The organism is Priestia sp. JSM ZJ58, assembly GCF_044383985.1.
Classification (GTDB): domain Bacteria; phylum Bacillota; class Bacilli; order Bacillales; family Bacillaceae_H; genus Priestia; species Priestia zanthoxyli.
The window spans coordinates 184,916-210,987 of the sequence record NZ_JBISEM010000002.1; the positions used below are offsets into that span (position 1 = coordinate 184,916).

Genomic DNA, 26,072 nt, shown 5'->3' on the forward strand with positions numbered 1-26,072 from the left:
TTTTTATTTTACTATCGGTCAAAGTTTTAAATTATACATCTTCATGCACGAATTAAAGTGAGCGAACGAACTGAACGTGCCCCAGCTTCCTGCAAACACTTTGCCGCTTGGCGCACGGTTGCTCCTGTTGTATAAATGTCATCAATCAAGAGAAATTCTTGATTCGTAACCATTGAGGAGTCGACTACTTTAAATTCCAGCCTTTCTGTCAGCCGACTTCGCCTATTTTTCTTTGATTGCTTTGTTCCTGAACAACGAACAAGAGGCATTTCTATGTTGTCACTGATCAGTTCAGCTAGTGCTAAAGATTGGTTAAACCCTCTTTCGTATAATCTCTCCTCCGTTAAAGGTACAGGAACTAGTATAGCTTTTGGGTTACATTCTTTTTTATAGAACTTATACCACTGCTCCTTGAATGCTTGGATAATTTCATAGTCTCCTTGAAATTTAAAACGCTCTATTATGCTTTGCATAAAATCACTGTACGTATAAAGAGAACGGTTAAAAAAAGAAGCATCATTCCATTTCTGACAGTCCTTACATGTGTCTAGCTCATAATGAGAAGGAGCCAGGTCTGCAAGAGAGCGGCCGCATCCCCTGCAAACGCTACTGGTGATGATGGGACATCTTTGCAAGCAAACAGTGCAAATCCTATCCGTTGAAGAAGATTTTAACAATGACCTCCAATCGAAAGAAGAGACAAGAGGTTCAAAACAAATCAGACATATTGTCATCGATCAATCAGCCCTTCCTTATAAGCTAGAGCATTCATATGTTCAATATGTCCTTTTGCTTTTCGCATAGACAGAGATTGTCCATAATGAAAAAAGACCACGTCTCCCGTTGGAAATTGAGCACTCCTCCCCACCCTTCCTGAAATCTGCACAAGAGCACTTTCAGTAAAAATCGTTTCTTCTGCTCCCAATACTGCAACATCTATGTTGGGAACCGTTACGCCTCGCTCCAATATGGTTGTCGTTACTAAAATAATGAGCTGCCCTTCTCTAAATTTCATTACTTTTTCTTTTCGCTGGGAATCTTCAGCATGGACACCGTCTACCTTTTCGGTCAGCTTTCGAATCATGTCTGTGATCGGAGCAATCCACTTAATTTGCGGGACGAAGACAAAGCATTGTTTCCCTTCATCTATTCTTTTTTTTACCCATTCCTCAACATTAGCAGGCAAGGTATCTGTTTTTATTTTTTTCTTCCAATTGCCACACCATTCAAACCGAGGAACAGGAATAAGCATTCGGTGATAGCGGGCTGGAATTTTAACTACTTGTTTTTTTCCTTGCTCAACGTCTTTTTTTAATGATTCACTTGGAGTCGCTGTTAAATAAATCTTTGACGCAACGTGTTTAGCTGCTTTTGCAACAGCATAGTGCAGCATAGGCTCTGTTGAATACGGGAATGCATCTACTTCGTCAATAATCAGCACATCGAATGCTTGATAATAATGCAAAAGTTGATGAGTGGTGGAAATAATAAGAGAGGATTCATGAAAACGGTCTTCGCTGCCTCCATACATAGCCAGCACAGATATATCCGGAAATGCCGATTGAATTCTTGGCTTTAACTCAATAACCACGTCTGTTCTTGGAGTAGCAATACAGACTTTCTTTCCGCTGTTCAACGCGGATTCAATACCTTTAAATAAAATTTCCGTTTTTCCTGCTCCGCAAACAGCCCAAATTAACAGCTCTCCATCCTTTTTTATAGCTTGAATGAGTTCATTTGAAGCACGTTCTTGAGCTTTAGACAGCGTGCCTTTCCAATTCATCACGCTGCTTTTTGGCAGAACATTACTTGCTGGCCCTTCCCAGTTTATAAAGGGTGTGCATTCACTTACTTTGCCCATTACAATACATGCTCGGCAATAGTAGCAGTTCTGGTGACATCTACTGCATGGAAATGAAGCGAAATAAAAAGGGCTATCACTTCCACACCGGTTGCATCTATATCGATTTTCTTTTTGGGTGATTGCTTTTTGATAGGAAATATATCCGTTTAGGTAATGTTCATGAATGAGGGGTAAAGGATAGGGAGTCTGATTGAGTAGCAGCTGCTTTCCGCTTAAAGAGCGCTGAAGATCTAAAGAGTAAGGGTATGAAGGATTTAAAGGTGGAGTTCTCCACATATCGATTTGAGAGAGAGGAAAAGCATCAGGACTAGGCACTTGAACGGGATCTAGCAGTTCTTGTTTAACAGTAAAAAGCATCTCTTCATTCCTTTCCATTTTTATCGTACACATCTATATACGCAAAAAAAGGTGTTTTTTCCTGCAAAAAAACCAAATCAAATGATTTGGTTTTCGATTACTTTTTATACCAGCCTATACCGATGGCGCCTTCACCTAAATGCGTGCCAATGACAGCCCCAAAATAAGAAAGGCTCCATTCAATATGAGGATATTCTTGTTCTAAGTCTCGTTGAATTTCTTTTGCTTCATTTTCACGATTAGAATGAATAACTACAGCTTTCATAGGTACGTTTTCTTTTGCATCTTCATCAAGAAGCTCGGTAATTCGTTTTAATGCTCGCTTACGCGTACGAATTTTTTCAAACGGAACGATTTTTTTAGATTCAAAATGGAGCACGGGCTTTACTTGAAGAAGACTGCCAATAATAGCCTGAGCAGCATTTAGGCGACCTCCGCGCTGTAAGTGAGATAAATCATCTACCATAAAATACGCACGCATTGATAGTTTCATCTCTTCAAAACGCGCAATGATTTCGTCAGGATGTTTATTTAATTGGACCATCTCGGCTCCTTCAATCGCATAAAAGCCCTGAACCATACAGCTGATTTCTGAATCAAATACGTGCACATCAAAGTCTTCTACCATGCTACCTGCCGTCAAAGCACCCTGATACGTTCCGCTAATTCCACTAGATAACGTAATAACGATAGCAGCATCGAACTGATCTCGTTTTAACTGTTCAAACAACTCTACAAATTCTCCAATAGCAGGCTGAGAAGTGGTTGGAAGATTTTTTGCTTCTTTAATTTTTTCAAAATATTGATTTGCAGTCATATCTACTTCTTCACGATATGTTTCTTCACCAAAAATAACGCTTAGCGGTACCATATGTATATGATAGTTTGATCGAATTTCCTCTGATATATAGGCGGTACTATCTGTAATAATTGCTGTTTTCATAAGATAGGGATCCATCCTTTGTTATATAAAATAATTTCACTCTATTCTACAACATTTAGGATCAAAATGCATGTAACGAGAGGTTTACCTATTAGTAAAAGCTCCTTCACGTATACATATTAATTAACAAACCTTGAATTCCCCCTACCTGCTTGAGTAAATTTAAACTGTCTTTTTCTTTTTGAAGGATATCATTTGTCAAGTCAACTAGTTTCGTATCCACTTCTTTCACTAGCTTATATACTTTAGTGGTTCCTCTGTGGTTAAATCCTCTTTCTTCATGCAGTTCAAAACCATTTTTAACGACTTCGTTCATAAACTGCTTCACAAGCGTCTTGTATTTCCGCAAAGAATCAATAGTTTGACTTTTTACTAACTGCTTTCCCTGTTCTTCAATTTTATTTATCACTTGAGTTAAATGTTCATAGGTCAGTTCTTTTTGTTTCTTTACCATTACTCCTGTAAATGAAGCCGAACTACTTACTTCTTTTTCTCTAATGAGATTCACGGAAGAAGAAAGACCGTTAATTCGCTGTAACTCCACTATGTATCTCTCCTTTCTCTGTTAGTATACACTTCATTCAGTTTAGACTTTTAGATGTGCTTGCTTGATTAGCTGAAAAGTTTCGAGAGGCATCTGATGCGTGGATATGATGATTATCCTTTAGCTAAGAGTAATACGTATGTGCTGTTCATAAGAAGACAGCTTGTTTTTGCGGGGCGAAGAGGTAACTTTAGGCGTCTCTTTTAACACTTCATTCCAAGCGTTAGAAAGCTTCTTCATCATTTGTTGAACTTCACATAAAATAAACGTATCTTTTTTTAAATTAGCCATAATTAATCTCTCAGACATATAGTTGTAAAGGGTATCTAACTGCTCTGCAATAATACCTGCTTGATATGTTAAGCCAATTCCTAGACGATATAAAATATCGTTGCACTGTTTAATTTTTTCATTCGCTGTAAAATAATCGCTGTGTTGAATTGCTCTAACAGCTTCATCAATATTTTGAATAAATTTTTCATACATCATAGCTGTTAGCTCTTGAGGAGATTTATGATAGATTAATTCTTCCGTTATAAAATTCAGCTTCATCACCTTCTTGCCTTCTTTAAATCCATTTTCTATGTGTTGCGCTATAACTCTTAAATTTTTAAAGTATACCAGTTGAGGTTTGAATAAATTCTTTTACGACCTCATATGTATCTGAATGTATTGAAGACCTTCCTTTACAAGAGCTTGCATCAAATGGATGGACATTGTTTTGAGGTATGGATGCTTTTGTCGAAAGTTGAAGGACGAGTAAATGCACAGAGGTATCACCCTTCGCCTTCCTAGAAGATATCTTCTTCCCTTAACTTATCGGTTGGTTTCCTCTCTCATTACACATGACTTTTTACCCACAATTTCAAAAAAAGTTATAAAAAGAAAAAAAAAGTCCGATATACCTAGTGGTATATCAGACTTTTGAACTTATCTTACTTCTACCCAACCGTTTTTGATTGCCACAACAACAGCTTGCGTGCGATCATTTACATTCATTTTTTGCAAAATATTACTCACATGGTTTTTAACGGTTTTTTCACTAATATATAATGCTTCTCCGATTCCTCGGTTACTTTTACCATCAGCCAACAATTGTAGCACTTCACACTCACGACGTGTTAACAAATGCAGTGGACGGCGAATCTCAATTGGTTCGTGCGGATAAGAAGACGACTGTCCTTGAGCTGCTAGTCGACGGTACTCTTTTACTAAACTATGTGTTACTTTAGGGTGTAAATATGAACCACCTTCTGCAACTACTTTCACCGCTTCAATTAACGCATCCGCATCCATTTCTTTTAGCAGATAGCCTCGTGCCCCTGTTTGCAAGGCATGAGTTACATATGTCTCATCATCATGAATAGATAAGATAATAACTTTAGCATCCGGATTTACTTCTACAAGCTTTTTCGTAGCTTCTACACCATTCACAGCCGGCATGTTAATATCCATGATTACAACATCAGGTTGATGTTCTTCTACAAGGTCAATAACTTCGCTACCGTCGTCACCTTCTGCAACTACTTCAAAATCTTTTTCGAAATCTAAAATTCTTTTTACTCCTTCACGGAATAATTGGTGATCGTCGATTATGATAATTCTTGTCTGCATGTTTGATTCCTCCCCAAATCGAACAACAAATGTTTTACTCTATATTGACCCCTATTTATATACATATCTCTGCCTTTTTAAGCGGCTATAATCGGTACTTTAATCATAACAAGCGTGCCTTGGTTAATTTTCGAATGAACAGAAATAGTCCCATCTAACAAATCAACACGCTCTTTCATTCCTATTAAGCCGAACGAATTCTCTTTTTTCTCTTCTTGATTAAAACCACAGCCGTCATCTTTGACCAGCAAAATAGCGTGTTCATTGTTGAACTCTATCTTCACCTGGATTTCCGTCGCGTCTGCATGTTTTAATGCGTTCGTTACAGCTTCTTGCACTAGACGAAACAGTGCTACTTCTAATTTTGAAGCAGTTCGCTTCTCTTGTCCAATGGAAATAAACGTAATCCGAGGCTTGCCTTCGTTATAATCTTCGATTGTATCAAGATATTTACGCAGCGTCGGAATTAGACCTAAGTCGTCAAGTGCCATCGGTCTTAAATCATATATAATTCGACGTACTTCGTATAGGGCAGAACGAACCATTTTTCGTAAATCTCGAATTTCCTCCATTGCTTCTTTTGCACTACGTTCCCGGTAAATTCGGTCAATTAATTCTGATCTCATCATAACATTTGCAAGCATTTGAGCTGGGCCGTCATGAATCTCTCTTGACAAACGTTTCCGTTCCTCTTCCTGAGCTTCAATAATCCGAAAGCCAAAATACTCTTTTTGAATAGCATCTTCTACTATTTCCCCTACTTGTTTTAAGTCACTTGTTAAATAATTTAACACAACGGAAATTTGACCTACTAAGTGATCTGCACGTTTAATCGTTTCTTCCAATGTAAGCAAGCGTCTTTCTAGTTCATCTCGACGATTACGCAGCTGATATTCGCTTTGCTGATTCATCAGCAGCTTGGTTTGTAATTCGTGTGCTTTTTCATAAGCGTCTTTTACTTCAGGCTCTGAATAAATTTGAAAATGTCGGCTCACATCAGACAAACGCTTTCGAGCCAACCTTGCCTGAGTTTCTAATTTATCACCTTGCTCTATCGTCTCAAGAACTTTTCCTTTTAACACTTCTAACTCTTCTTTAATTTGCTGATATTCTTGTCTGGCATCTTCAGAAAGGCGATAGACTTCATTTTTACTATCTCCCACTGTGCCAATAATCTTCTCAAAAATTTCATCAAGTGCCTTGCTTGTTAATTTATGTTTCGACATTTACTCACCCCAAACTATACTCACATTCGGAGAAATGTCTATACGTTCATGCTATATATAGTATTCGTATGACCTATCTGAATTGTGAGGATAAGATCCATATTTTCTCCCTATCTGACTTTTTATATCCAAAAAGTAACGGTTGTTTTAGTACCCTCAAACTCGACATCAATCGACGCTTGACTCGCGTTATTTGAATAGATTACCATTTACGCTCACTCTTCAACAGTGACTAACTGCCTGTTTAAATCATTTCATTATTTAGCTATACAAGCCTGCACACTATTTTATTATAACGTATATTCTGTATGGCTTGTTTAAGTGATGTTGAATTTGATTAATTGATGTCTTTTCATAAACATTTTATACTAATAGCAAGTAAACAGTACGTAAATACCCGTTTTTCTTCTATTTATAACGCTAAGGAGGATTTTTTGATTGTTATCACAATATTATACCGTAAAACAAGAAGGTTCACATGAAATCACTATTCAAAAATCTAGATTCATTTGTCATATGAAACGTGTAACAACTGAGGAAGAAGCTCAGCAATTTATTCAAGACATTAAAAAACAGCACTGGAATGCTACTCATAACTGTTCAGCTTACCTAATTGGAGAACGAGATCAATTTCAAAAAGCAAACGATGATGGAGAACCAAGTGGAACAGCAGGCGTACCAATGTTAGAAGTGCTTAAAAAGAGAGGCTTAAAAGATACGGTAGTCGTCGTTACGCGCTATTTCGGAGGTATTAAATTGGGCGCAGGTGGATTGGTGCGCGCGTATGGAAAATCCGTTTCCGAAGCGTTAAATGAATTAGGTACAGTCAAACGAACTCTCATGGCGGTTATGCATACAACCGTCGACTATACATGGCTTGGAAAATTAGAAAATGAGCTTCGCAGTTCCGTTTATCTATTAAAAGAAATCCACTACGCAGACATGGTAGAGATTGAAACATTTGTAGAGGAAGCTCAAACAGAAGCATTTATTGAATGGATGACCGAGCTAACAAACGGCCAAGCAGATATTCGAGCAGGTGAGACGACCTATTTAGAAGAAGATGTAGAATGAATTATTTACTCTTATTAAAAAACATTGTACAATTGATAAATAGCGCAACTATTCTGATGGTTGCGCTACTTGTCAATGAGTAAAAACCTCGTAAAGACGCATAGCTTTGACGAGTTTGATTCATACATTCCAATTTATAACACATACTAAGTGTCACAATAAGTGTTCGAATATACGAATAAAAGGAGAAACCGTATGGCTCAATATAGACGTTTTCAAAAAAGAGTAAACAAACGGAAAAGAAAACGAAGGCTTTTTACATTTTTTCTGTTACCTATCCTTATTTTAGGGCTTTCTGCAACCGCTTATGGCTCTTATTTATTTGTTAAGGCTAAAACAGTAGCTTCTGATTCTTATGAAGGACTTGGAGATCGCGATAACTCTCCTATGCGTGATCGTAAAATCGATCCCAAAAAAGATGATATATCCATTTTATTTATGGGCGTAGATGATAGTGAAACCAGGAAGTTCGGAAAATCAGCCCGTACAGATGCTTTGATTTTGGCGACCTTTAACGAAACAAATAAAACCGTAAAGCTTGTAAGCATACCTCGAGATTCGCGGGTTTATATACCTGAAGTGAACAAAAAAGATAAAATTACGCATGCGCATGCGTACGGAGGTCCAAAAGCAACTGTAGAAACGGTAGAACAGCTGTTTAATGTCCCTGTTGATTACTATGTTAAAGTGAATTTTAAAGCTTTCACAGACATTGTAGACTCACTTGGGGGAATCGATTTTGATGTACCTTATGCGATGAGTGAAAAGGACTCAAAAGATCGTCATAATGCTATTGTCTTAAAACCAGGAAACCAACATTTAAATGGTGAAGAAGCGTTAGCTGTTGCTCGAACACGAAAACAAGACAACGATATTGAGCGAGGAAAAAGACAGCAGCAGTTGATCGAAGCCATGATTAAAAAAGCTGCTTCCATTGGATCACTTAATAAATATGGCAATCTTATCGAAGCTGTTGGCGATAATATGAAAACGAATTTAATGTTCGGTGAAATGCTTTCGTTTTATGATTACGCTTCGAAAAAAGTAGACATCGAAACCATTAACTTAGACGGTAACGATGAAAAAATTAACGGCGTTTACTACTTCAAACTAGACAATGATTCAGTGGAAAAAGTAAGTGAAAAGCTCCGCAAGCATTTAGGCATTGAATCAACTTCAGATACAACAGAATAATTAAAAAGACCTCTTGGATATGCAAGAGGTCTTTTTAATTAATTTTTCAAACGAAGCCCACGAACCATGTTAAGAATTGGCCTATATGTCTTATCAACTAATCCTATTTTTTCAACGATAATTTCAATCGCCACAAGGAGGATAGCTAGTACAAGAAAAGACCCCCACATTGTTTGTACCTTTGAAAAGATAACTGCCGCTAAGCCAAATATCGCACTCATTCCATAAATAATTAAAACCGTTTGTCTATGGCTGTACCCTAAGCGCAACAAGCAATGATGCAAATGAGATTTATCAGGAGCCGATAGCGGTTGATTTTTTACGATTCGGCGAATAATAGCAAAGAACGTATCTGAAATTGGTACCCCTAAAATAATAACTGGAACAATGAAGGAAATAACCGCTACATTTTTAAATCCTAACAGAGACAATACAGAAATCATATAGCCTAAAAATAGTGCTCCTGTATCGCCCATGAAAATCTTAGCGGGGTGAAAGTTGTAAAACAAAAATCCGAGCGTACTTCCCAATACGATGAAACCCATGCTTGTCACAAACACATTACCCATCATAATAGCCATACCAGAGATGGTAATCAATACAATAGAGGAAACGCCGGCAGCTAATCCATCCAATCCATCAATTAAATTAATAGCATTGGTAATTCCTACAATCCATAATACCGTAATTGGAATACTTAACATTCCGAATTCTAATTTTCCGCCAAACGGCAAGTTAATGAAGTCAATTTGGACTCCACCGTATACAACAACAATTAATGTCGCTACTAGCTGACCGCCTAATTTGATTTTAGCGGATAGCTCAATCATATCATCTAAGACACCGGTAATGATGATAATGATGCTTCCGATTAAAATCGGCAGCGCATATTTACTGTCAGGCTGTAAAACGAGGTATCCAATAAGAAAACTAAAAAATATCGCCAAACCTCCAAGGCGAGGCATAATTTTTTGATGAACTTTTCGTTGATTTGGTTTATCCGTTGCACCTATTTTAAACGCCAGCTTCTTAACCAGCGGAGTGATCAGAATAGATGTAATAAAACAAATAAACAAGGTCAAATATAGCATGGAGACCCTCCTCAGGTTTATGTTAACCAAAACCATAAAAAATGTATCCAACTTTATATAATTGGATAGTATTTCAAATTGCGTATAACAATAATTACTTACTTATTCCCAAAATGGATTATATCACAATGATTCTACTACTTAAATAGAAATTTATTCTCAAAAATTAGCACATTTACAAACTATTAATAGAAAGGAACTGTATTTTTTGGTGTATAAACAGCTGATTTACTTTATTCTTATGCGGTTATTTTATGTAGAACATTTTCTTTACTATATTTTATTAAAATATAAGCGAACTCCCCCCTTTTCGTCTAATTTATTCGTCATCTTTAACTCTTTTTCCTTTTTATTAAGCATATTTAAACCTTTATTTTTATTTCACATAGCCCCACTCATTATATGAACAAACTTTTGGCCTATGCATGTCCACTACTTCAAATCACATTCACTGAATCGTTGTCCTTATCTTATATCATTTAAAAGTTAAAATATAGTGAAATGGACAGAGATAAAATTAAACAAAAAAAGGAATTTAATCAAAAATAATGAAACTTTTTTCGATACGGTTCGTAATACATAGTAGAAACAGCGTCAATCATCTTACATAAAGGGGGTGTTGAATGAACTATGCTCGGTCTATCTGTTCAAACAGTGTATTTGTATGGATTAATTATCTGCGGAAGTCTCACATTCTTATACATTTTATTTAGCGATTTGTTAGATGGATTATCTGAAGCGATACCTTTTTTTAACCCCACTCTTCTTTTTTCTTTTTTAACATTCTTTAGTGCCGGTGGATATTTGTTCACCTATACGTCATTGCAAAATTATTGGATTATTTCGATTTCCGCTCTTATTGCCCTTCTACTCGTTATTTTGCTCAACGTTTTCGTATTGATTCCTTTATCATCGGCTGAAGAGTCTCTTGCTTTTACTGAAGATTCGTTAAAAGGAAGACTTGGTACCATTATTACTTCCGTTCCTGCAGATGGTTATGGAGAAGTATTTATCGAAGGGGTTAGCGGCACGATCTCCAAACCCGCTGCCAGCTTTAGAAACACTGCTATACCTTTAGGCAGCAAAGTGCTTGTGGTAGATATACAAAGAGGCAACGCACTCGTTGTGATTTATGAAGAAGTTATGACCAATCAATCATTATAAATAGCATTAGGGGGAGTTTTATGTTTTCAACACCTATATTAGTTGTCGTTGGAATTGTTGTTTTTTTACTAATTGCGCTGATTGCCGTATTTATTACAAAATACCGTACAGCAGGTCCAGATGAAGCGTTAATTGTAACAGGGAGCTATCTGGGAAATAAAAACGTACACGTCGATGAATCCGGAAACCGGATTAAAATTGTTCGCGGCGGCGGTACGTTTGTGCTGCCAGTTTTTCAACAGGCTGAGCCTCTGAGCTTGTTGTCAAGCAAACTGGAAGTATCTACACCTGAAGTATATACAGAACAAGGTGTTCCAGTTATGGCTGATGGGGTATCAATCATCAAAATTGGAGGTTCTATTTCAGAAATCGCAACGGCCGCTGAGCAGTTTTTGGGCAAAGCAAAAGAAGATCGTGAAACCGAAGCTAGAGAAGTCTTAGAAGGTCACCTTCGTTCGATTCTTGGTTCTATGACGGTCGAAGAAATTTATAAAAACCGTGAAAAATTCTCTCAAGAAGTACAGCGCGTAGCTTCACAAGATCTAGCTAAAATGGGATTAATTATTGTATCGTTTACAATTAAAGACGTTCGGGATAAGAACGGCTATCTAGAATCGCTAGGGAAGCCTCGTATTGCTCAAGTTAAGCGAGATGCTGACATTGCAACAGCGGAAGCTGAAAAAGAAACAAGAATCAAGCGTGCCGAGGCTCATAAAGATGCCCAAAAAGCGGAGCTTGAGCGAAATACAGAAATCGCGGAAGCTGAAAAAATGAATCAATTAAAAACCGCTGAATATCGTCGCGAACAAGATATTGCCAAAGCTCGTGCTGACCAAGCGTATGATCTAGAAACAGCTCGCGCGAAACAAGATGTAACAGAACAAGAAATGCAAATCCGCATTATTGAACGTCAGAAACAAATTGAATTAGAAGAAAAAGAAATTCTTCGTCGTGAGCGTCAATACGATTCTGAAGTAAAAAAGAAAGCAGATGCAGATCGTTACTCTGTTGAGCAATCCGCAGAAGCTGAAAAAGCAAAACAGCTTGCGGAAGCTGACGCCAACAAATATCGAATTGAAGCAATGGCTAAAGCTGAAGCTGAACGCGTTCGAATTGATGGTTTAGCAAAAGCTGACGCTCAGCGTGCCCAAGGTGAATCTGAAGCTGAGATTATCCGCTTAAAAGGTTTAGCAGAAGCAGAGGCTAAACAAAAAGTTGCGGAAGCATTCGAGCAGTTTGGTCAAGCGGCTATTTTAGATATGATTATCAAAATGCTTCCTGAATATGCAAAACAAGTTGCAAGTCCTTTAGCAAATATCGATAAAATTACGGTTGTGGATACAGGAAGCAACGGTGAAAACAGCGGAGCTAATAAAGTGACTGGTTATGCAACAAACTTAATGTCTTCTCTTCAAGAATCGCTGAAAGCATCCTCAGGTATAGATGTAAAGGAATTGATTGAGAACTTTTCTGGAAAAGGAAATGTGCGCCAGAGCTTGCACGAACTAACGGATGAAATCAAGCAACAAAACAAGAAAGAAGATATCTAAAAATAAAAAGCATGCGGATATAATCCGCATGCTTTTTTAACCTCTTAACACTCGAAGAAGAAACCTAGGTAATTCTAACTGACGCTTCCATCTCCATGGTTCTTTTAACAGTCGATAAAGCCACTCTAAACCAAACTTTTGAAAAACAGCAGGTGCTCGGTTCAATCGTCCTGAAATAACATCGAACGAGCCCCCTACGCCTTGATAAACAGAAGGATTAAGTTTCTCTTTATGAGCAATAATCCAATTTTCTTGGGCTGGACTGCCTAAAGCCACAAACACAATTTCTGCTCCTGAATCATTAATCGTACGTTCAATGACTTCTTCATTTTTTTCGTAGCCATTTAATGTTCCAACAATTAAAATCCCTGGAAACATCTCTTCCAACTTAGCTTTGGCTTCATCTGCAATGCCAGGCTTGGCTCCGTATAAAAAAATTCTTTTACCGTTATTTGTTGCTTCTTTGCACAGCTTCAGCATCATATCAATACCCGTTACACGCTCACGAATACGTCCCTTTTTGAGCTTTGAAGCTAAAATCACACCGATTCCATCTGGAATTTGATAAGTCGCTTGATTTAACAGTGACTTTAGTTCCTGATCTTCTTGTGCTTTCATAATTTTTTCAGGATTGATTGCTACAATAAATGATTTTCGGCCTTTATCTATATCCTGAAGTAACTTTGCCGCTAGCTCATCGTACGTGTCGCTACAAACGTCTATTCCTAAGATGTTTTCCTTCATTAAATCACCCGTATGTTGATTTTTTAGTTTTTTACAAACGAAAGACAGGCTGTTCAGCCCGTCTTTTTATAAAGTAGAAACTTTTGAATCACCAAGTAACACTACGTCAAAGCCTGCTGCTTTCCATTGATCACGCTGAATGCAGTTTTTCGTATCAAAAATAATCTTTGTACGCATATGATTTTCAACAGCTGATGGAAGAAGCTCTTTGAACTCATTATGATCTGTTAAAATAAGAATCACATCTGCATGTGCAACAGCTTCATCCAAACTTTGCGTCTGACGTTCGATTTTATTCTCTTTGATATGAGGATCAAATGCTGTGTAATCAACACCTAGCTTTTCTAAGTGATGAAGCACATCCGTTGATGGACTTTCACGCATATCATCAATATTTCCTTTAAAAGCTAAACCTAAAACAGCTACACGTCCATGTTGAATGCCCTTTTCATCTAGTAGGCTTTTCGTTTTTAATGCTGTATATTCAGGCATTGAATCATTTGTCTGACGAGAAAGAGAAATAATTTTCGCAAGTTCTGGCTGAAGCTCCGTTAAGAACCAAGGGTCAACAGCAATACAGTGGCCGCCTACACCAGGACCTGGTAAATGGATGTTTACACGTGGATGATAGTTCGCTAACTTAATCGCTTCCCACGCATTTACACCAATTTTTTCACTGATTTTTGCCAGCTCATTTGCAAAGGCAATGTTCACATCACGATATGTGTTTTCAATTACTTTCACCATTTCAGCTGTTGTAGCATCCGTTACGTGAATATTTCCTTTTACAAATGTTTTATAAAGCTCAACAGTCAATCGACTGGACTCTTCGTTAATACCACCGACAATACGGTCATTATTTACTAGTTCCTCAAATACTTTTCCTGGAATAACACGTTCAGGTGAGTGAGAAACAAATAACTCACTGCCTAATTCTAAACCAGTTTCTTTTAGCACAGGTAGCATAACGTCTTCTACTGTACGCGGAGGAACTGTGGATTCTAAAATAACTAAATTTCCTTTACGAACGTAAGGAACAATTGATTTTGTCGCTTCTCGAACATAGTTCAAGTTTGCCGTTTTATCTTCATTAATTGGTGATGGTACAGCAATAATAAAAATATCCGCCTCTTCAGCTGTTGTGCCTACCGTAAAGTGGCCGTTGTCAACTGCTGATTCTAAACGTTCTTGTAAGCCATTTTCTTCTATATGAAGTTGCTTATTTTTAATTAATTCTACTGCTTTTTCATTTACGTCAACACCATGTACATATAAGCCGTGATTGGCAAACATAACAGCTGTCGGTAAACCTATATATCCTAAACCAACTACACACAATTTCTTTGTCATTGCAGAAAATCTCCTTTATATGACATGCTTAATAAATAAAACCTATCTGATATTATATCGAAAAATGTCATTTCATGATAGCATTTATATAAAAACATGAAATAATTTCTTTTACTTATTATTATGTAACATTTTATGAGAATTCATCAATAAACGATATAACCATCTTTTGTACAACGGGCTCTAACCCAAAAGAACTATTGAAAATCTCCATGATTCCCAATAGTTCTCCTAGTAAATCTATTTTTACATATGCCCTTCTTTTTCGACAATTTCTCTAAAATAGCTCACTAACTCTTCTCGCAGCGGTTCTCTTTGTAAGGCTAAATCAATTGTTGCTTTAATGAATCCAAATTTATCTCCAACATCATAACGTTTTCCTTCGAAATAATAAGCAAGAACACGTTGAAATTCATTCAGACGTAAAATAGCATCTGTTAATTGAATTTCTCCACCTGCACCAATCTCTTCTCTGCTTAAGATATCAAAAATTTCCGGTGTTAAAATATAGCGCCCCATAATTGCATAGCCTGAAGGGGCATCTTCTGGATTCGGTTTTTCAACGAGCGTTTCTACGTCTAATAATCCTTTTTCAAGAGGCTCTCCTTTAGGACCTACAATTCCGTACTTTGAGGTTTCTTTCCTAGGCACCTCCTGTACACCAACTACAGCGCATTCATATTTTTCGTATACGTCCATTAACTGTTTCAAACAAGGTGTTTCTGATTGGACTACATCATCCCCTAGCATAACAGCAAACGGTTCATCTCCGATAAAACTTCTTGCACAGTGAATGGCATGACCTAATCCTTTAGGTTCCTTTTGACGAATGTAGTGAACATTAGCCAAATTCGAAATCCCCTGCACTTCTTCAAGCATGTCCCACTTTTCCTTTGCCGCTAATGTTTCTTCTAGCTCATATGATTTATCAAAATGATCCTCGATTGCTCGTTTTCCGCGACCGCTTACAATTAAAATATCTTCAATACCTGATGCTACTGCTTCTTCCACAATGTATTGAATCGTTGGTTTATCTACAATTGGCAGCATTTCTTTAGGCTGTGCTTTTGTAGCCGGCAAAAAGCGTGTCCCTAATCCAGCTGCTGGAATAATAGCTTTACGAATTTTCACTTACTTTTCCTCCTGTCAATGTCAATCGTGCTTATTGGTTATAGTATAGTAAGTCTTCGATTGAGTATGTACACAAAGTCATGTTGAATCCATTTCTTTTTATAAAGAGTCATGTTGGATTCTGCTTTATCATAACAAAAGATTTTGTATAATTCTATTTTTATCATTTATAATGAAAAGAAAATTAATCACTTATAAATATAATTTTATGTTCCACTTATGTATAGAAAGGAATGGGATTATGAGTTCGTTTTCAGATCACTTACAGCACCAATTTATACATCATTTCCCGTACAGTGATGCACGCTATCGTACAAATGCCCAAGCAGGACTAGACCTTTACCGTACCCATTCATTCTTCATTTTGCACAATGATGAACAGATATTAAACGTTAAAATCGATTCGTTTTATGTTGAACTAAACAAACAGCTGCTCCCTGAAAGTACCTGTTCTTGTCAGCATAACGGATTTTGTGAACACTGCTTTGCAGCGTTTTTTTATATGTATTCATTAATAGAACCGCTTTCGCCCCTATTCAAAGAATGGCGAAACCATGAGAAAGAAGCTTTGACTATGCTATCTGCCAAACAAGTGTTAAAAAAACCCAAGGCAACTTTTCAAGAGTGGAGACAAACTTTTGAGGAGCAGTATACGCTTTTTATGCAGGGGCGGAACGAAAATGACCGGTCCATTTATCATGAATATTATCAGTACTATTACCGTTCTTTAGTGAAAAAAGCTCCTGAGCATCCATTGCTTTATGCTTTATTTTGTATCTATGGAGCGGTTCATACATTTTATAAACTATCAGCTCAATTACAGGCACATCAGCTTTCTACTAACATCGAGGAATCATTCGTATATAGTCACGTCTACAAAATAACAAATGAAATTTATGCTACCGCTGATTCATTAAAGCAAACGAAATACGATCGGGATGCATTATCTATTATAGAGGACAGCATCCCATACATCCGAGAATTATTGCATAATGATATGCCTTTACAATATGAGCGTATTGAAATTTATCGCGTTATTTGGCAAAAAGTCTTCACGTTAGAAAAATGGCGAAAAAATGAGGAACGCGAATTAAAAGCCAAGCATGGTTCTTTTATAAATAATACAGCTCTTTCCTATCTTTTATTTCTTCAAGAAAAAGATAGAGAAGCAAAAGAACGTTTGAGCGATGGAACATTACAAATGATTCCCTATCTTATCCCTTGGTTAAATGATTTATTGCACGAAAAAGAAACTGACCGCTTTGCTCAGTGGGGCTCTTATATAATGACCTATATAGGAGATTACGTACGCACCGTTCCAACTACTTATCAAGGAAGCCGAAATATGGTCTCCATGATTGTAAATTTATTTCAGCACTATAAAGACTTAACGAACGAGCAAACTTTGTATACTGAAGCATTGCAGACATTACTTCCCTATAGTTTTATTGAATACAGTGATTTTCTATATGCTTCTAACCAATTAAAAAAATGGGTTGAATTACAGGTGCTTCTTCAATATGACAGCATTAAATATGACGAGCAAACGATAGAGGCCTTAAAACAAAAAGATGAAAAGCTGGTTATTCCTCTTTATCATCAAATGATTTCAAAGCTGATTTATGAAAAAAAGAAAAGCAGTTATCAAGAAGCCTATATCTACTTACAAGAATTAAAAAGACTTTATCTACAAATGAATCGCTCTCTACTATGGGAACATTATATAGAAGAATTAGCGATAAAAACGAAGAAACAGCGCGCATTTCAACAACTATTAGAAAAAGGAGATTTACTGAATGTTTGATTTGTTTCATTTAACACTTGAAGTCGAACCTGTACACGATGACTTTTTTCTCTACTGTGTATCACCTAGCGGCCAAATTTTGCTCCCTGATACATGGAAAGATGCGTTGTTTCTATGGCATGAACAGACCTATTACGGAAGTGAAGCTACACAGGTTGAGATTAATGGAAAAAAAGGAATTCTTCTTTCTGCATGGCAAATGTTCACTTTCATACAATCACCTATTCAACAGCATGTGTTGAAACCGGCTTTGTCCGCTTCAGCGGAAGATTATCAGCAAATTGCAGTCGATATGACAAAGAAGATTATCCAAGGGAAATTTCATTCTCTTCCTTTAAAAAAACAAATGACTGGATCGCTTTCACAAGCTGATGAGCAAGAGTGGCGAGCACAAATTAAAGAGAGCCTATTAAAAAAAGAAGGAAAAGACTTTTTAATAAGCATAGGAGGCGAGAGCTATAATCCTCCCTTTGACCTTTCATTGCGTGTTGTAGAGCCAACGACCGATGGAGATGTATGGACGGCTGAAACATTTGTGATTCCCCACGATGAAGCCAAAGAACCTTTTATACTGGGAAGAACACTTCCTAAAGAGTGGAATCACTACGAATCATATATCGCTTACGAACACGAACGATGGAAAGCATTGGCTCCTACTTTATACCAAAAAGGAGCGTTTATTCAGTCTGTCCTAACAGATGAGGAAGTATGGGAATTTCTAACTCAAGATAGTGCAGCATTGATTGAACAAGGTGTCTCTATCCATTTGCCAAGCTGGTGGGAATCATTAAAAAAAGCCACCATAAAAGTATCTGGCGCTATAGAAAATACTTCATCTGCATTGTTTGGTAAACAAGCTATCAGCAGCTTCCGCTGGTCATTTTCTATTGGCGATCAAACTTTTTCAGAAGAAGAGTTTCGGAAATTAGTCGAACAAAAACGCCGATTATTATCTATTAACGGACAGTGGATTCAACTGGATTCTAGATTAATTAAACAAGCGCAGAAAATTGTTAAAGAAGCTAGTAAAAAAGGCGTCTCAATTCATGAAATTTTAAAAACGAAGCTAACCTACATGGCAGACAGTAAAACTGATGAAGAAGAGGTAAAAGTTGAATTCCAACTCCCCGCTTCCTTTCAATCATTTATTACATCCTTAACGGATTTAGAACGGCTGCCGGAAGTGCTGCCTCCCTCTGAATTTAAAGGGATATTAAGACCTTATCAGCAGCAAGGCTTGAATTGGCTCATGTTTTTGAGAAAGTTTAACTTAGGAGGATGTCTAGCAGATGACATGGGGCTAGGTAAAACCATTCAATTAATTAGTTATTTAACAAACATTCATCAGTTACATAGCTTTCCTTCTCTTATCGTTTGCCCAACTTCTTTAATTGGAAACTGGGAAAAAGAATTACAGAAATTTGCCCCTTCTCTTCGTGTTCATGTTCATTACGGGCCGAAAAGAACCGGCGGAGATGCATTTGAGAAGATATGTGAAAGTACTGACGTGGTGATTACGACTTATCAAGTTGCCCTTTTGGATGTCGAATTGTTGAAAGGGTTTATATGGAACAGCATTTCCTTAGACGAAGCGCAACATGTTAAAAACCCGCAGACTAAACAGGCGAGAGCCATTCGTCAGCTGCAAGGAAGACACAAAATTGCGCTTACTGGAACTCCAATTGAAAACCGTCTGCTGGAACTATGGTCATTATTTGAATTCATCAATCCCGGTTACTTAGGAACAATCAATTCATTTAAAAACCGATTTGTAGCCGGCATTGAAAAAGGCGAGAAACCTGAACGAACTGTTGAGCTTAAAGCACTCATTCAACCTTTCTTATTGAGAAGAACAAAACAAGATAAAAGCATCGCCCGCTCACTGCCTGATAAACAAGAACAAAAAGAATATATCCCGCTGACAGCGGAACAAGCTTCACTTTACCAGGAGCTAGTTCAAGAAATGCTTCAAGAAACAGAGGAAAAAACAGGATTTGAACGAAAAGGCATGATTTTGCAAACACTAAATAAGCTAAAATTATTATGCAATCATCCAGCTTTGTACTTAAAGGAAAGTGCAGCTAAACAAACGGTACGGCGATCTCATAAAAGTGAAAAAATTATTGAACTCGTAGAGAGCATTCGCACACAGCAAGAAAGCTGTTTAATCTTTACTCAGTATATTGAAACAGGACTCATGCTACAACGAACCTTAGAAAAAGAAATCAACGAGCCGGTTTTATTCCTTCACGGAAGCTTGTCAAAAGAGCAAAGAGATGAAATGGTTGCTCAATTTCAAGCAAGGAAAAAAGCCATCTTTATCCTTTCTCTTCGCGCAGGTGGAACTGGATTGAATTTAACAGCTGCAAATCACGTTATTCATTTTGACCGATGGTGGAACCCAGCCGTTGAAAACCAGGCAACCGATCGGGCCCATCGCATTGGTCAGAATAAATTTGTTCATGTTCATAAATTCATTACGAGAGGAACGATTGAAGAAAAAATTGATGAAGTGATCAATCAAAAACAACATCTAAACAATGAACTCATCCAAGGAGATCAATGGGTAACAGAACTTTCGAATAAAGAGCTACAAGAGCTTCTTGCTTACAGAAATGAATAAGAAAAATTATAAAATGTGTTACACCGTTACCGAAAAGAGGACTTTTTTACTTGTCCTCTTTTTTTATTAGATCATTCGACACAAAAAAATAAGTGTAAATCGTTCTTCAACTACTGATAAAGATACAAAAAACGCGATAAATATCGTTTCTTGAATAAAAAGGTATTTTTATAGCGAAAAAGACCCTTTACTTTCTCTTTAAATTCCAGCATATTTATACATATAATATTTTTGTAATTTAATAGACATATTGGAAAAATAAACACGAAACATTTACATAATTAGGGGGATTTATTAATGAAAAAAAGGCAGCTCGCTTTATCTCTAGGCGCCATTGTTGGCGGGACATTCTTATATCAAGCTTCAGCTGAAGCATCTGCTTCAACTGTTCAAGTGAAAGCTGGAGATACACTTTGGTCGTTATCTACTAAATATCATACAACGATAGAAGCTTTAAAAAGCGTAAATAAGTTATCTTCAAATACAATTCACATAGGACAAACGTTATCGATTCCTTCTGCTTCAACCTCTCAACCATCTAATAAGGAAGAAAAGCCTTCAGCTCCTGCTACTGGTTCAACCTATAAAGTTCAAAGCGGCGATACCCTTTGGAAAGTGGCTACTCGTTTTAATATGAGCGTAGAAGAATTAAAACGTTTGAACGCTCTTTCTTCCAACATCATTTATATTAACCAAACGTTAAAAGTAAATGGAAGCAACAGTGCATCGACTCCAACTACGAGTAAACCAGCAGAAACTCCTTCTAAGGATGCAAACGGAACTTACAAAGTTCAGCGTGGAGATAGCCTGTCTAAAATAGCTTCGGCATTTCACATGAGCGTCAGCGAATTAAAACAAATAAATGGATTAACGTCTAATACGATTTATGTAAATCAACAATTAAAGGTATCAAAAAGCGCTCAAACAACTACGCCAACAACAAAACCAAGTACATCAACACCTTCAACTTCTAGCGGAACATTAAATGTATCGCAAATGATTTCAGATGCAAAACGTTATATTGGTGTTCCTTACAAATGGGGTGGCACAACTCCTTCTGGTTTCGACTGCAGCGGATTCATTTATTACGTAATGAAACAACAAATTTCTACAACGCGCTATACGACGGCTGGTTATTGGAGTGTATCAACACCCGTAAGTAATCCACAGCCTGGTGACCTAGTGTTTTTTAATACATATTCTAGCGGCCCTACACATATGGGCATTTACCTTGGTAATCGTCAATTTATTCATGCTGGATCTTCTACCGGTGTAACCATTGCAAGCTTAGATAACAGCTACTGGAGCAAGCGCTACTTAGGTGCAAAAAGGTTTGCTAAATAACTGATAGAAGCTGAGACAAGAGTATGTTAGCTGAAGGAAGATCCGAATGAGTTTGATTCTTGAGGGAGAATCAAACTCGTTCGGATCTTTTCATTAAAAAAACCGTTAAATAATTTAACGGCTGAAATAGAGGAATAATTCGGGGATAGTGAATACTTTAATTTTCTCTCTTGAGAATATAGAAAGAGCCTTGCTCTTAAGGAGGATCTATCTTCTATTATGATAGATAAGGGGAATTCAAACCTTAGCTGAACTAATCACCCCCTTTCATACTAGATCACTTTATTCTTCTTGTTGATTTGAACCAAATGAAGAAGAATCAGATGGCTTTCCACTTAAAAATTTAACCGCATCAGCCACAACGTCGGTCATATATACTCGTTGCTGAAGATTATTTTCAAATGTGCGCGTTTGTACACGCCCTACCACGCCTACAACCGCTCCTTTATCACAGTAAGCAGCTGTATTTTCTGCATTTTTTCTCCACAGAGTAATGTTGACAAAATCAGCATCATATTCACCTTCAACATTTCGAAACGTTCGATTAATTGCTAACGTAATAGTAGATACGGCAATCCCTTCATGGGTATATCGAAGCTCCGGCTTTTTGGTCAGTCTTCCTACAAGAACAATATGGTTAATCATAGTCTACCACTCCAACTGATTGAATAATGGGAATCTTTAAGCTCATTCATGTTATAATATGGATAACCTACTATTTACGTAAAGGAGGAAACATCAATGAAAACATTTAAACTTGTGTCATTTCAATTGGTTGATGATCAAGAAAAGCGTCAGTCTGTCTCACTAACTAATGGCCTTATTATTAATAAAGAAGACGGCGAAAATAACTGGATTTTAGAAGCAGTTATCGATAAGAAATGGTACGATGAATTTCATGTTTTGTTGAAAGATAAACAAAAAGTGACGGTAGAAGCTAAAATTACGAAAGAAACAAATGATCCGGCTACCTTTATAGCTACCGTGGCTTCCATTACTTCAATTGGTGAAAATCGTATTAGTTTGTTGATGAAAGGTGTTTTAAAAGAACGGAGACTTCATTATGCTGAAATGCTCTTAGAGGATTTAATTAACCAAGGGTTATTAGGTCAAGATTTACTTCAACAGTTCAAACTGCAGCTTCGAAACAGACCGGTAAAAAGTACATCTAAAAAATAAGTCAAGTCATCTCAAGGTGTCTGGATTTAAAAGAGAGGATTATTGTTTGAGGTCTTTTTCGTTGGTCCATGAGAAGGGTAAAGAAAAGAGAACTCACTGGAGAGGTACCTTTCTTTTTTTCCTAAAAATAAATGTGCATGACTAGAACGTTTGAAGCGATTATCTCTTATGCGAGCGCCTTGCCTTTTCAAATAAAAATTTGTCATTTTTTCACTCCTTTTTCTTTGTAATTCGTATATTAATGCATTTTTCCCCGTTATTCAACCATTTTTTTCAATATACCGAACAAAAAATAGGATTTTTTTACTATAAAAACCTCTATTTTTGTTCTTTTTTTTATATCCATGCAGAAAAATGAATCTTTTTAGAGAAAAAAAAGAAATAAAAACAGGTTTTATTCCCTCTATTGCAGAAAGTAAAGTGTATATGTTTCATATTGTGCAAATTAAGCATGTTACAAAGAACATGAACTACATTCGAACAATAAGACATATACTTATCTTTACGAAATCAGGTGATGCATATGAAAGATTTTGGAGAAAGAATTAAACATTTCAGACTAAAAGGAGGATTTTCACAAGAAGAATTAGCAAATCAGTTGAATGTTTCTCGTACAACTATTTCAAAATGGGAATGTTCGAAACAAACGCCTTCCATTTTTGATTTTCTATCTCTATGTAATTGTTTTCAAATTACGCTCGACCAACTTGTTGAGCCTTCCTCTTATAAACAAGATTATTTACATGACTTCCAACTTCTTTACTTAACAAGAAAACGTGAATCGGATTCACAGGAAAATACCATTTTAACCCTCATAGATAAACAGCCCTTATTAAAACATGTGCTCTTACAATTTTCATCTCTGTCACCAACTCTTCAAAAAGAGTTACTAACGGATATTATACCTTTATTAAAGAAACTTTTTTCTGCTTTGCAGCGCCAATAAAAAAAGCTGCATCAGCAGCTCTTATGTACTATTCTTTTTTATCGCCTAAAGCAAACATAATATCTGTTTCGCAGACTAACTCTCCATCTACAGTTGCGATACCTTTTCCTTTGCCAATAGATCCACGCGCACGTACAATTTCAACCTCTAAACGCAGTTGATCACCAGGTCTTACTTGCTTTTTAAAACGGCAGTTGTCAATGCCTGCAAAAAATGCTAAACGTCCTTGATTTTCCTCTTTTTTTAGCATAGCTACTGCTCCTACCTGAGCCAAAGCTTCTACAATTAAAACCCCTGGCATCACAGGATAGTCAGGGAAATGCCCGTTAAAAAATTCTTCATTGGCAGATACGTTTTTTAAACCAACTGCTTTCTTTCCCTCTTCCACTTCTAAAATACGATCGACCAATAAAAATGGATATCGGTGTGGAATAATTTCTTTAATTTGTTCAATATCAAGCATAAATAAGTCTCCTTTCAAACCGCATGTAACATACGATACTATTATCAATATACAGAATGCTCAATTGAGAAGCAACTACTTGCTTAAGCTCTGATTCCATTCACCAAGCCCATCATTTGGTCTGCAATTGAAATAGAGCGGGAATTAAACTGATACGCACGTTGAGCAATGGACATATCAGTGAGTTCTTTGCTCAAATCTACATTTGACTGTTCCAATTTCCCTTGATCTACGCCTGCTGTTTCTCGAGCTTTTCCAGTCAGATCTGTAAACATATTCGGTTGGTTCATCCCAGCTGGAAAGGCAAATAGATTTTCTCCTTTAGCTTCTAGCTCCTGCGGCTTTTGAACATTTGTTAACCCAAGGGTAAACTGGTCAACGCCCGTATTCGTAGTAACCGTTATCGTTCCACTTCCATCAATCTGTATATCTTTAAATGCGTTACTGAAAATAATAGCTTGACCATTTTCCCCCAGCACATCCTGGCCAGAACCGTTTACTAATTTAACATTGTTGGGGCCTTCAGGGCTAAGGTGAAATGAACCATCTCGCGTATATTGTACAGGCCGTTCGGAATCGTTTACGGCAACTTGAAAATAAACGTTTGGATTTGATGCAGCTACATCTAATGGTTTGTCTGTATTTTCAAAAGCACCTTGCGTCATATTTAAGCGTGTTTGGTCTAGATAAGCTCCTGAACCTTGTCGAATTCCAGACGGTGTAAGCCGCTTTTCTGTTCCCTGGTCTACTTGATTATTTACTTGTTGATACAGCATATCGTTAAATGAAGCGTCTCTCGATTTATATCCTGTCGTATTTGTATTAGATAAATTGTGACTGATGACATCAAGCTGCTGCTGTAGCTGCCCCATTGTATTAGCCGCTGTTATCATTGTACGGTTCATTCTCCTCATCTCCCCTGTTGCTTTTAGCGCACACGTCCAATTTCATTTGCCGCTTTATCCATGCTTCTATCGTAAGCTTGCATTATTTTTTGATTTGCTTCAAAAGCTCTGTAAGCTGTTAGTAAATCCGTCATACTTTGAGCAGCATCTACATTGGAACGTTCAACAAATCCTTGCTTTAACTGATAAGAAATGCCTGGATTATTTCTTGCTGAAGGCAAGGGCTGATTGTTCAACGTTTCATACAATCCATTCCCTGCCTTTTTAATCGTTTGTAAATCACTAGAATAAGCAATACCGATTTGTGCAATCTGCTGATTATTTTCCGTTACGTTACCCTGTGAATCAACTGTAAAGTTTTCACTTTTCAGTTGAATTGTCTGATTATTTGTATTTAATACATAAGCTCCCGTAGACGTAGTTAAAAACCCTTCTTGATCTAATGTAAAATTACTGTTTCTTGTATATTGAGGCGTATTATTAGGGCTTTGTACCACAAAAAATAGGCCGCCCTCTTTTGTAGGCATATTTTGCTCCATCAATGCAATATCAGTTGATTGAGACGTTTGCTGAAGATCGCCTTGTGTAAAATTTGGAACTGTTTCTTGCATATACACACCCGTATTAATTGTACCTATGTCTTTTTTGTTCTGAACAGAGATGCTACGGTCAGTGGGTAATTCTTCAGATTCCATTCGCTGCAGTAACATATCAGGAAATGCCTTTAACGTACCTTGATCTGCTTTAAATCCTGGCGTATTAGCATTTGCTATGTTATTCGTTAATAAGTCAGTTTGACGCTGCTGAGACAGCATACCCGCTGCTGCCGTGTAAAACCCTTTAAACATACTTCATCCTCCTTACAAGTAAACGTTGTTCGTTATAGCCGGCTGACAGAGTATAATAAATAAAAGAAGAGACTCCTCTGTATGAAACGAGCCAATAGAGGAGTCTTCATTTAT

At 37.1% G+C, this 26,072-nt stretch carries 24 protein-coding genes; 9 read left to right on the forward strand and 15 right to left on the reverse strand.

All coding sequences use genetic code 11. The annotated features are described in order from the left end of the window. Positions 1–41 precede the first annotated feature (41 nt). From ACH6EI_RS22340 to ACH6EI_RS22370, 7 genes are all read right to left on the reverse strand, one after another. Positions 42–635, reverse strand: a complete 594-nt coding sequence (locus ACH6EI_RS22340; RefSeq protein WP_224980623.1) for a ComF family protein — start codon at positions 633–635, stop codon at positions 42–44. Between the two features lie 95 nt (positions 636–730). Next, positions 731–2,221: an ATP-dependent helicase ComFA gene (locus ACH6EI_RS22345; protein ID WP_272816221.1), complete on the reverse strand. Its 1,491-nt coding sequence runs from the start codon at positions 2,219–2,221 to the stop codon at positions 731–733. 97 nt (positions 2,222–2,318) lie between these two features. Then, entirely contained in the window at positions 2,319–3,164 is an 846-nt protein-coding gene (locus tag ACH6EI_RS22350; RefSeq protein ID WP_098112242.1) for a DegV family protein, read from the reverse strand. Between the two features lie 106 nt (positions 3,165–3,270). Beyond that, positions 3,271–3,708 carry a YaaR family protein gene (locus ACH6EI_RS22355; RefSeq protein ID WP_099331338.1) on the reverse strand — a complete coding sequence of 146 codons (438 nt, stop codon included), beginning with the start codon at positions 3,706–3,708 and terminating at the stop codon, positions 3,271–3,273. 120 nt (positions 3,709–3,828) lie between these two features. After that, complete coding sequence (fliS, locus tag ACH6EI_RS22360; protein ID WP_081732844.1) at positions 3,829–4,260, reverse strand: flagellar export chaperone FliS; 432 nt, start codon at positions 4,258–4,260, stop codon at positions 3,829–3,831. A 378-nt stretch (positions 4,261–4,638) separates the two neighbouring features. Continuing rightward, positions 4,639–5,322 (reverse strand): response regulator, encoded by a 684-nt coding sequence (locus ACH6EI_RS22365; RefSeq protein WP_013059772.1) that lies wholly within the window; start codon positions 5,320–5,322, stop codon positions 4,639–4,641. Between the two features lie 77 nt (positions 5,323–5,399). Then, positions 5,400–6,548 carry a sensor histidine kinase gene (locus tag ACH6EI_RS22370; RefSeq protein ID WP_013059773.1) on the reverse strand — a complete coding sequence of 383 codons (1,149 nt, stop codon included), beginning with the start codon at positions 6,546–6,548 and terminating at the stop codon, positions 5,400–5,402. A gap of 438 nt (positions 6,549–6,986) precedes the next feature. On the opposite strand from ACH6EI_RS22370, the gene ACH6EI_RS22375 reads away from it, so the two are divergent. Together ACH6EI_RS22375 and ACH6EI_RS22380 are read left to right on the forward strand one after the other, a co-directional pair. After that, positions 6,987–7,622 (forward strand): YigZ family protein, encoded by a 636-nt coding sequence (locus ACH6EI_RS22375; protein WP_028412006.1) that lies wholly within the window; start codon positions 6,987–6,989, stop codon positions 7,620–7,622. A 195-nt stretch (positions 7,623–7,817) separates the two neighbouring features. Next, the gene (locus ACH6EI_RS22380; RefSeq protein WP_397378100.1) at positions 7,818–8,816 is read left to right on the forward strand and encodes an LCP family protein; all 999 of its coding nucleotides are present in this window, start codon (positions 7,818–7,820) and stop codon (positions 8,814–8,816) included. A 38-nt stretch (positions 8,817–8,854) separates the two neighbouring features. On the opposite strand, the gene ACH6EI_RS22385 is transcribed toward ACH6EI_RS22380, so the two are convergent. After that, positions 8,855–9,907, reverse strand: a complete 1,053-nt coding sequence (locus ACH6EI_RS22385) for a glycosyltransferase family 4 protein (RefSeq protein WP_013059776.1) — start codon at positions 9,905–9,907, stop codon at positions 8,855–8,857. 630 nt (positions 9,908–10,537) lie between these two features. Between ACH6EI_RS22385 and ACH6EI_RS22390 the strand changes: the two genes are divergently transcribed. Together ACH6EI_RS22390 and ACH6EI_RS22395 are read left to right on the forward strand one after the other, a co-directional pair. Further along, on the forward strand, positions 10,538–11,071 hold the full coding sequence (locus ACH6EI_RS22390; RefSeq protein WP_099331339.1) for an NfeD family membrane protein: 534 nt from the start codon (positions 10,538–10,540) through the stop codon (positions 11,069–11,071). A gap of 20 nt (positions 11,072–11,091) precedes the next feature. Then, the gene (locus ACH6EI_RS22395) at positions 11,092–12,621 is read left to right on the forward strand and encodes a flotillin lipid rafts scaffold protein FloT (protein ID WP_028412004.1); all 1,530 of its coding nucleotides are present in this window, start codon (positions 11,092–11,094) and stop codon (positions 12,619–12,621) included. Positions 12,622–12,657: 36 nt separating this feature from the next. Here ACH6EI_RS22395 and ACH6EI_RS22400 read toward each other — a convergent pair whose 3' ends face one another. The 3 genes from ACH6EI_RS22400 to galU form a co-directional block, all read right to left on the reverse strand. After that, entirely contained in the window at positions 12,658–13,365 is a 708-nt protein-coding gene (locus tag ACH6EI_RS22400) for a WecB/TagA/CpsF family glycosyltransferase (RefSeq protein ID WP_028412003.1), read from the reverse strand. A 66-nt stretch (positions 13,366–13,431) separates the two neighbouring features. Beyond that, positions 13,432–14,715 carry a nucleotide sugar dehydrogenase gene (locus ACH6EI_RS22405; RefSeq protein WP_028412002.1) on the reverse strand — a complete coding sequence of 428 codons (1,284 nt, stop codon included), beginning with the start codon at positions 14,713–14,715 and terminating at the stop codon, positions 13,432–13,434. 246 nt (positions 14,716–14,961) lie between these two features. After that, positions 14,962–15,846, reverse strand: a complete 885-nt coding sequence (gene galU, locus ACH6EI_RS22410) for a UTP--glucose-1-phosphate uridylyltransferase GalU (protein WP_028412001.1) — start codon at positions 15,844–15,846, stop codon at positions 14,962–14,964. 241 nt (positions 15,847–16,087) lie between these two features. Here galU and ACH6EI_RS22415 point away from each other — a divergent pair, with 241 nt between their 5' ends. The 3 genes from ACH6EI_RS22415 (at position 16,088) to ACH6EI_RS22425 (ending at position 21,617) form a co-directional block, all read left to right on the forward strand. Beyond that, positions 16,088–17,650 carry a replication initiation protein gene (locus tag ACH6EI_RS22415; RefSeq protein ID WP_099331340.1) on the forward strand — a complete coding sequence of 521 codons (1,563 nt, stop codon included), beginning with the start codon at positions 16,088–16,090 and terminating at the stop codon, positions 17,648–17,650. Then, the gene (locus ACH6EI_RS22420) at positions 17,643–20,273 is read left to right on the forward strand and encodes a DEAD/DEAH box helicase (protein WP_049166295.1); all 2,631 of its coding nucleotides are present in this window, start codon (positions 17,643–17,645) and stop codon (positions 20,271–20,273) included. The genes ACH6EI_RS22415 and ACH6EI_RS22420 overlap by 8 nt, the downstream gene beginning before the upstream one ends. A 297-nt stretch (positions 20,274–20,570) precedes the next feature. Next, positions 20,571–21,617, forward strand: a complete 1,047-nt coding sequence (locus ACH6EI_RS22425) for a C40 family peptidase (protein WP_099331341.1) — start codon at positions 20,571–20,573, stop codon at positions 21,615–21,617. 282 nt (positions 21,618–21,899) lie between these two features. On the opposite strand, the gene ssb is transcribed toward ACH6EI_RS22425, so the two are convergent. Continuing rightward, positions 21,900–22,262 carry a single-stranded DNA-binding protein gene (ssb, locus tag ACH6EI_RS22430; RefSeq protein ID WP_028411997.1) on the reverse strand — a complete coding sequence of 121 codons (363 nt, stop codon included), beginning with the start codon at positions 22,260–22,262 and terminating at the stop codon, positions 21,900–21,902. A gap of 96 nt (positions 22,263–22,358) precedes the next feature. On the opposite strand from ssb, the gene ACH6EI_RS22435 reads away from it, so the two are divergent. Together ACH6EI_RS22435 and ACH6EI_RS22440 are read left to right on the forward strand one after the other, a co-directional pair. Next, on the forward strand, positions 22,359–22,796 hold the full coding sequence (locus ACH6EI_RS22435; protein ID WP_099331342.1) for a YwpF family protein: 438 nt from the start codon (positions 22,359–22,361) through the stop codon (positions 22,794–22,796). Between the two features lie 523 nt (positions 22,797–23,319). Beyond that, positions 23,320–23,742 (forward strand): helix-turn-helix domain-containing protein, encoded by a 423-nt coding sequence (locus tag ACH6EI_RS22440; protein ID WP_099331343.1) that lies wholly within the window; start codon positions 23,320–23,322, stop codon positions 23,740–23,742. A gap of 28 nt (positions 23,743–23,770) precedes the next feature. Here the strand turns inward: ACH6EI_RS22440 and fabZ are convergent, their stop codons facing one another. From fabZ to ACH6EI_RS22455, 3 genes are all read right to left on the reverse strand, one after another. Continuing rightward, entirely contained in the window at positions 23,771–24,205 is a 435-nt protein-coding gene (gene fabZ, locus ACH6EI_RS22445; RefSeq protein ID WP_013059788.1) for a 3-hydroxyacyl-ACP dehydratase FabZ, read from the reverse strand. 83 nt (positions 24,206–24,288) lie between these two features. Then, the gene (locus tag ACH6EI_RS22450; protein ID WP_099331344.1) at positions 24,289–25,110 is read right to left on the reverse strand and encodes a flagellar hook-basal body protein; all 822 of its coding nucleotides are present in this window, start codon (positions 25,108–25,110) and stop codon (positions 24,289–24,291) included. Positions 25,111–25,133: 23 nt separating this feature from the next. Continuing rightward, the gene (locus ACH6EI_RS22455) at positions 25,134–25,958 is read right to left on the reverse strand and encodes a flagellar hook-basal body protein (protein WP_099331345.1); all 825 of its coding nucleotides are present in this window, start codon (positions 25,956–25,958) and stop codon (positions 25,134–25,136) included. Positions 25,959–26,072 lie beyond the last annotated feature (114 nt).

Coding starts and splice junctions, on each gene's coding strand:
- ACH6EI_RS22415 (WP_099331340.1), top strand. CDS start 16,088: ATGAGTTCGTTTTCAGATCACTTACAGCACCAATTTATACATCATTTC.
- ACH6EI_RS22455 (WP_099331345.1), bottom strand. CDS start 25,958: ATGTTTAAAGGGTTTTACACGGCAGCAGCGGGTATGCTGTCTCAGCAG.
- ACH6EI_RS22380 (WP_397378100.1), top strand. CDS start 7,818: ATGGCTCAATATAGACGTTTTCAAAAAAGAGTAAACAAACGGAAAAGA.
- ACH6EI_RS22350 (WP_098112242.1), bottom strand. CDS start 3,164: ATGAAAACAGCAATTATTACAGATAGTACCGCCTATATATCAGAGGAA.
- fabZ (WP_013059788.1), bottom strand. CDS start 24,205: ATGCTTGATATTGAACAAATTAAAGAAATTATTCCACACCGATATCCA.
- ACH6EI_RS22390 (WP_099331339.1), top strand. CDS start 10,538: ATGCTCGGTCTATCTGTTCAAACAGTGTATTTGTATGGATTAATTATC.
- fliS (WP_081732844.1), bottom strand. CDS start 4,260: ATGAAGCTGAATTTTATAACGGAAGAATTAATCTATCATAAATCTCCT.
- ACH6EI_RS22450 (WP_099331344.1), bottom strand. CDS start 25,110: ATGAACCGTACAATGATAACAGCGGCTAATACAATGGGGCAGCTACAG.
- ACH6EI_RS22370 (WP_013059773.1), bottom strand. CDS start 6,548: ATGTCGAAACATAAATTAACAAGCAAGGCACTTGATGAAATTTTTGAG.
- ACH6EI_RS22435 (WP_099331342.1), top strand. CDS start 22,359: ATGAAAACATTTAAACTTGTGTCATTTCAATTGGTTGATGATCAAGAA.
- ACH6EI_RS22425 (WP_099331341.1), top strand. CDS start 20,571: ATGAAAAAAAGGCAGCTCGCTTTATCTCTAGGCGCCATTGTTGGCGGG.
- ACH6EI_RS22395 (WP_028412004.1), top strand. CDS start 11,092: ATGTTTTCAACACCTATATTAGTTGTCGTTGGAATTGTTGTTTTTTTA.
- ACH6EI_RS22345 (WP_272816221.1), bottom strand. CDS start 2,221: ATGCTTTTTACTGTTAAACAAGAACTGCTAGATCCCGTTCAAGTGCCT.
- ACH6EI_RS22365 (WP_013059772.1), bottom strand. CDS start 5,322: ATGCAGACAAGAATTATCATAATCGACGATCACCAATTATTCCGTGAA.
- ACH6EI_RS22440 (WP_099331343.1), top strand. CDS start 23,320: ATGAAAGATTTTGGAGAAAGAATTAAACATTTCAGACTAAAAGGAGGA.
- ACH6EI_RS22385 (WP_013059776.1), bottom strand. CDS start 9,907: ATGCTATATTTGACCTTGTTTATTTGTTTTATTACATCTATTCTGATC.
- ssb (WP_028411997.1), bottom strand. CDS start 22,262: ATGATTAACCATATTGTTCTTGTAGGAAGACTGACCAAAAAGCCGGAG.
- ACH6EI_RS22420 (WP_049166295.1), top strand. CDS start 17,643: ATGTTTGATTTGTTTCATTTAACACTTGAAGTCGAACCTGTACACGAT.
- ACH6EI_RS22400 (WP_028412003.1), bottom strand. CDS start 13,365: ATGAAGGAAAACATCTTAGGAATAGACGTTTGTAGCGACACGTACGAT.
- ACH6EI_RS22405 (WP_028412002.1), bottom strand. CDS start 14,715: ATGACAAAGAAATTGTGTGTAGTTGGTTTAGGATATATAGGTTTACCG.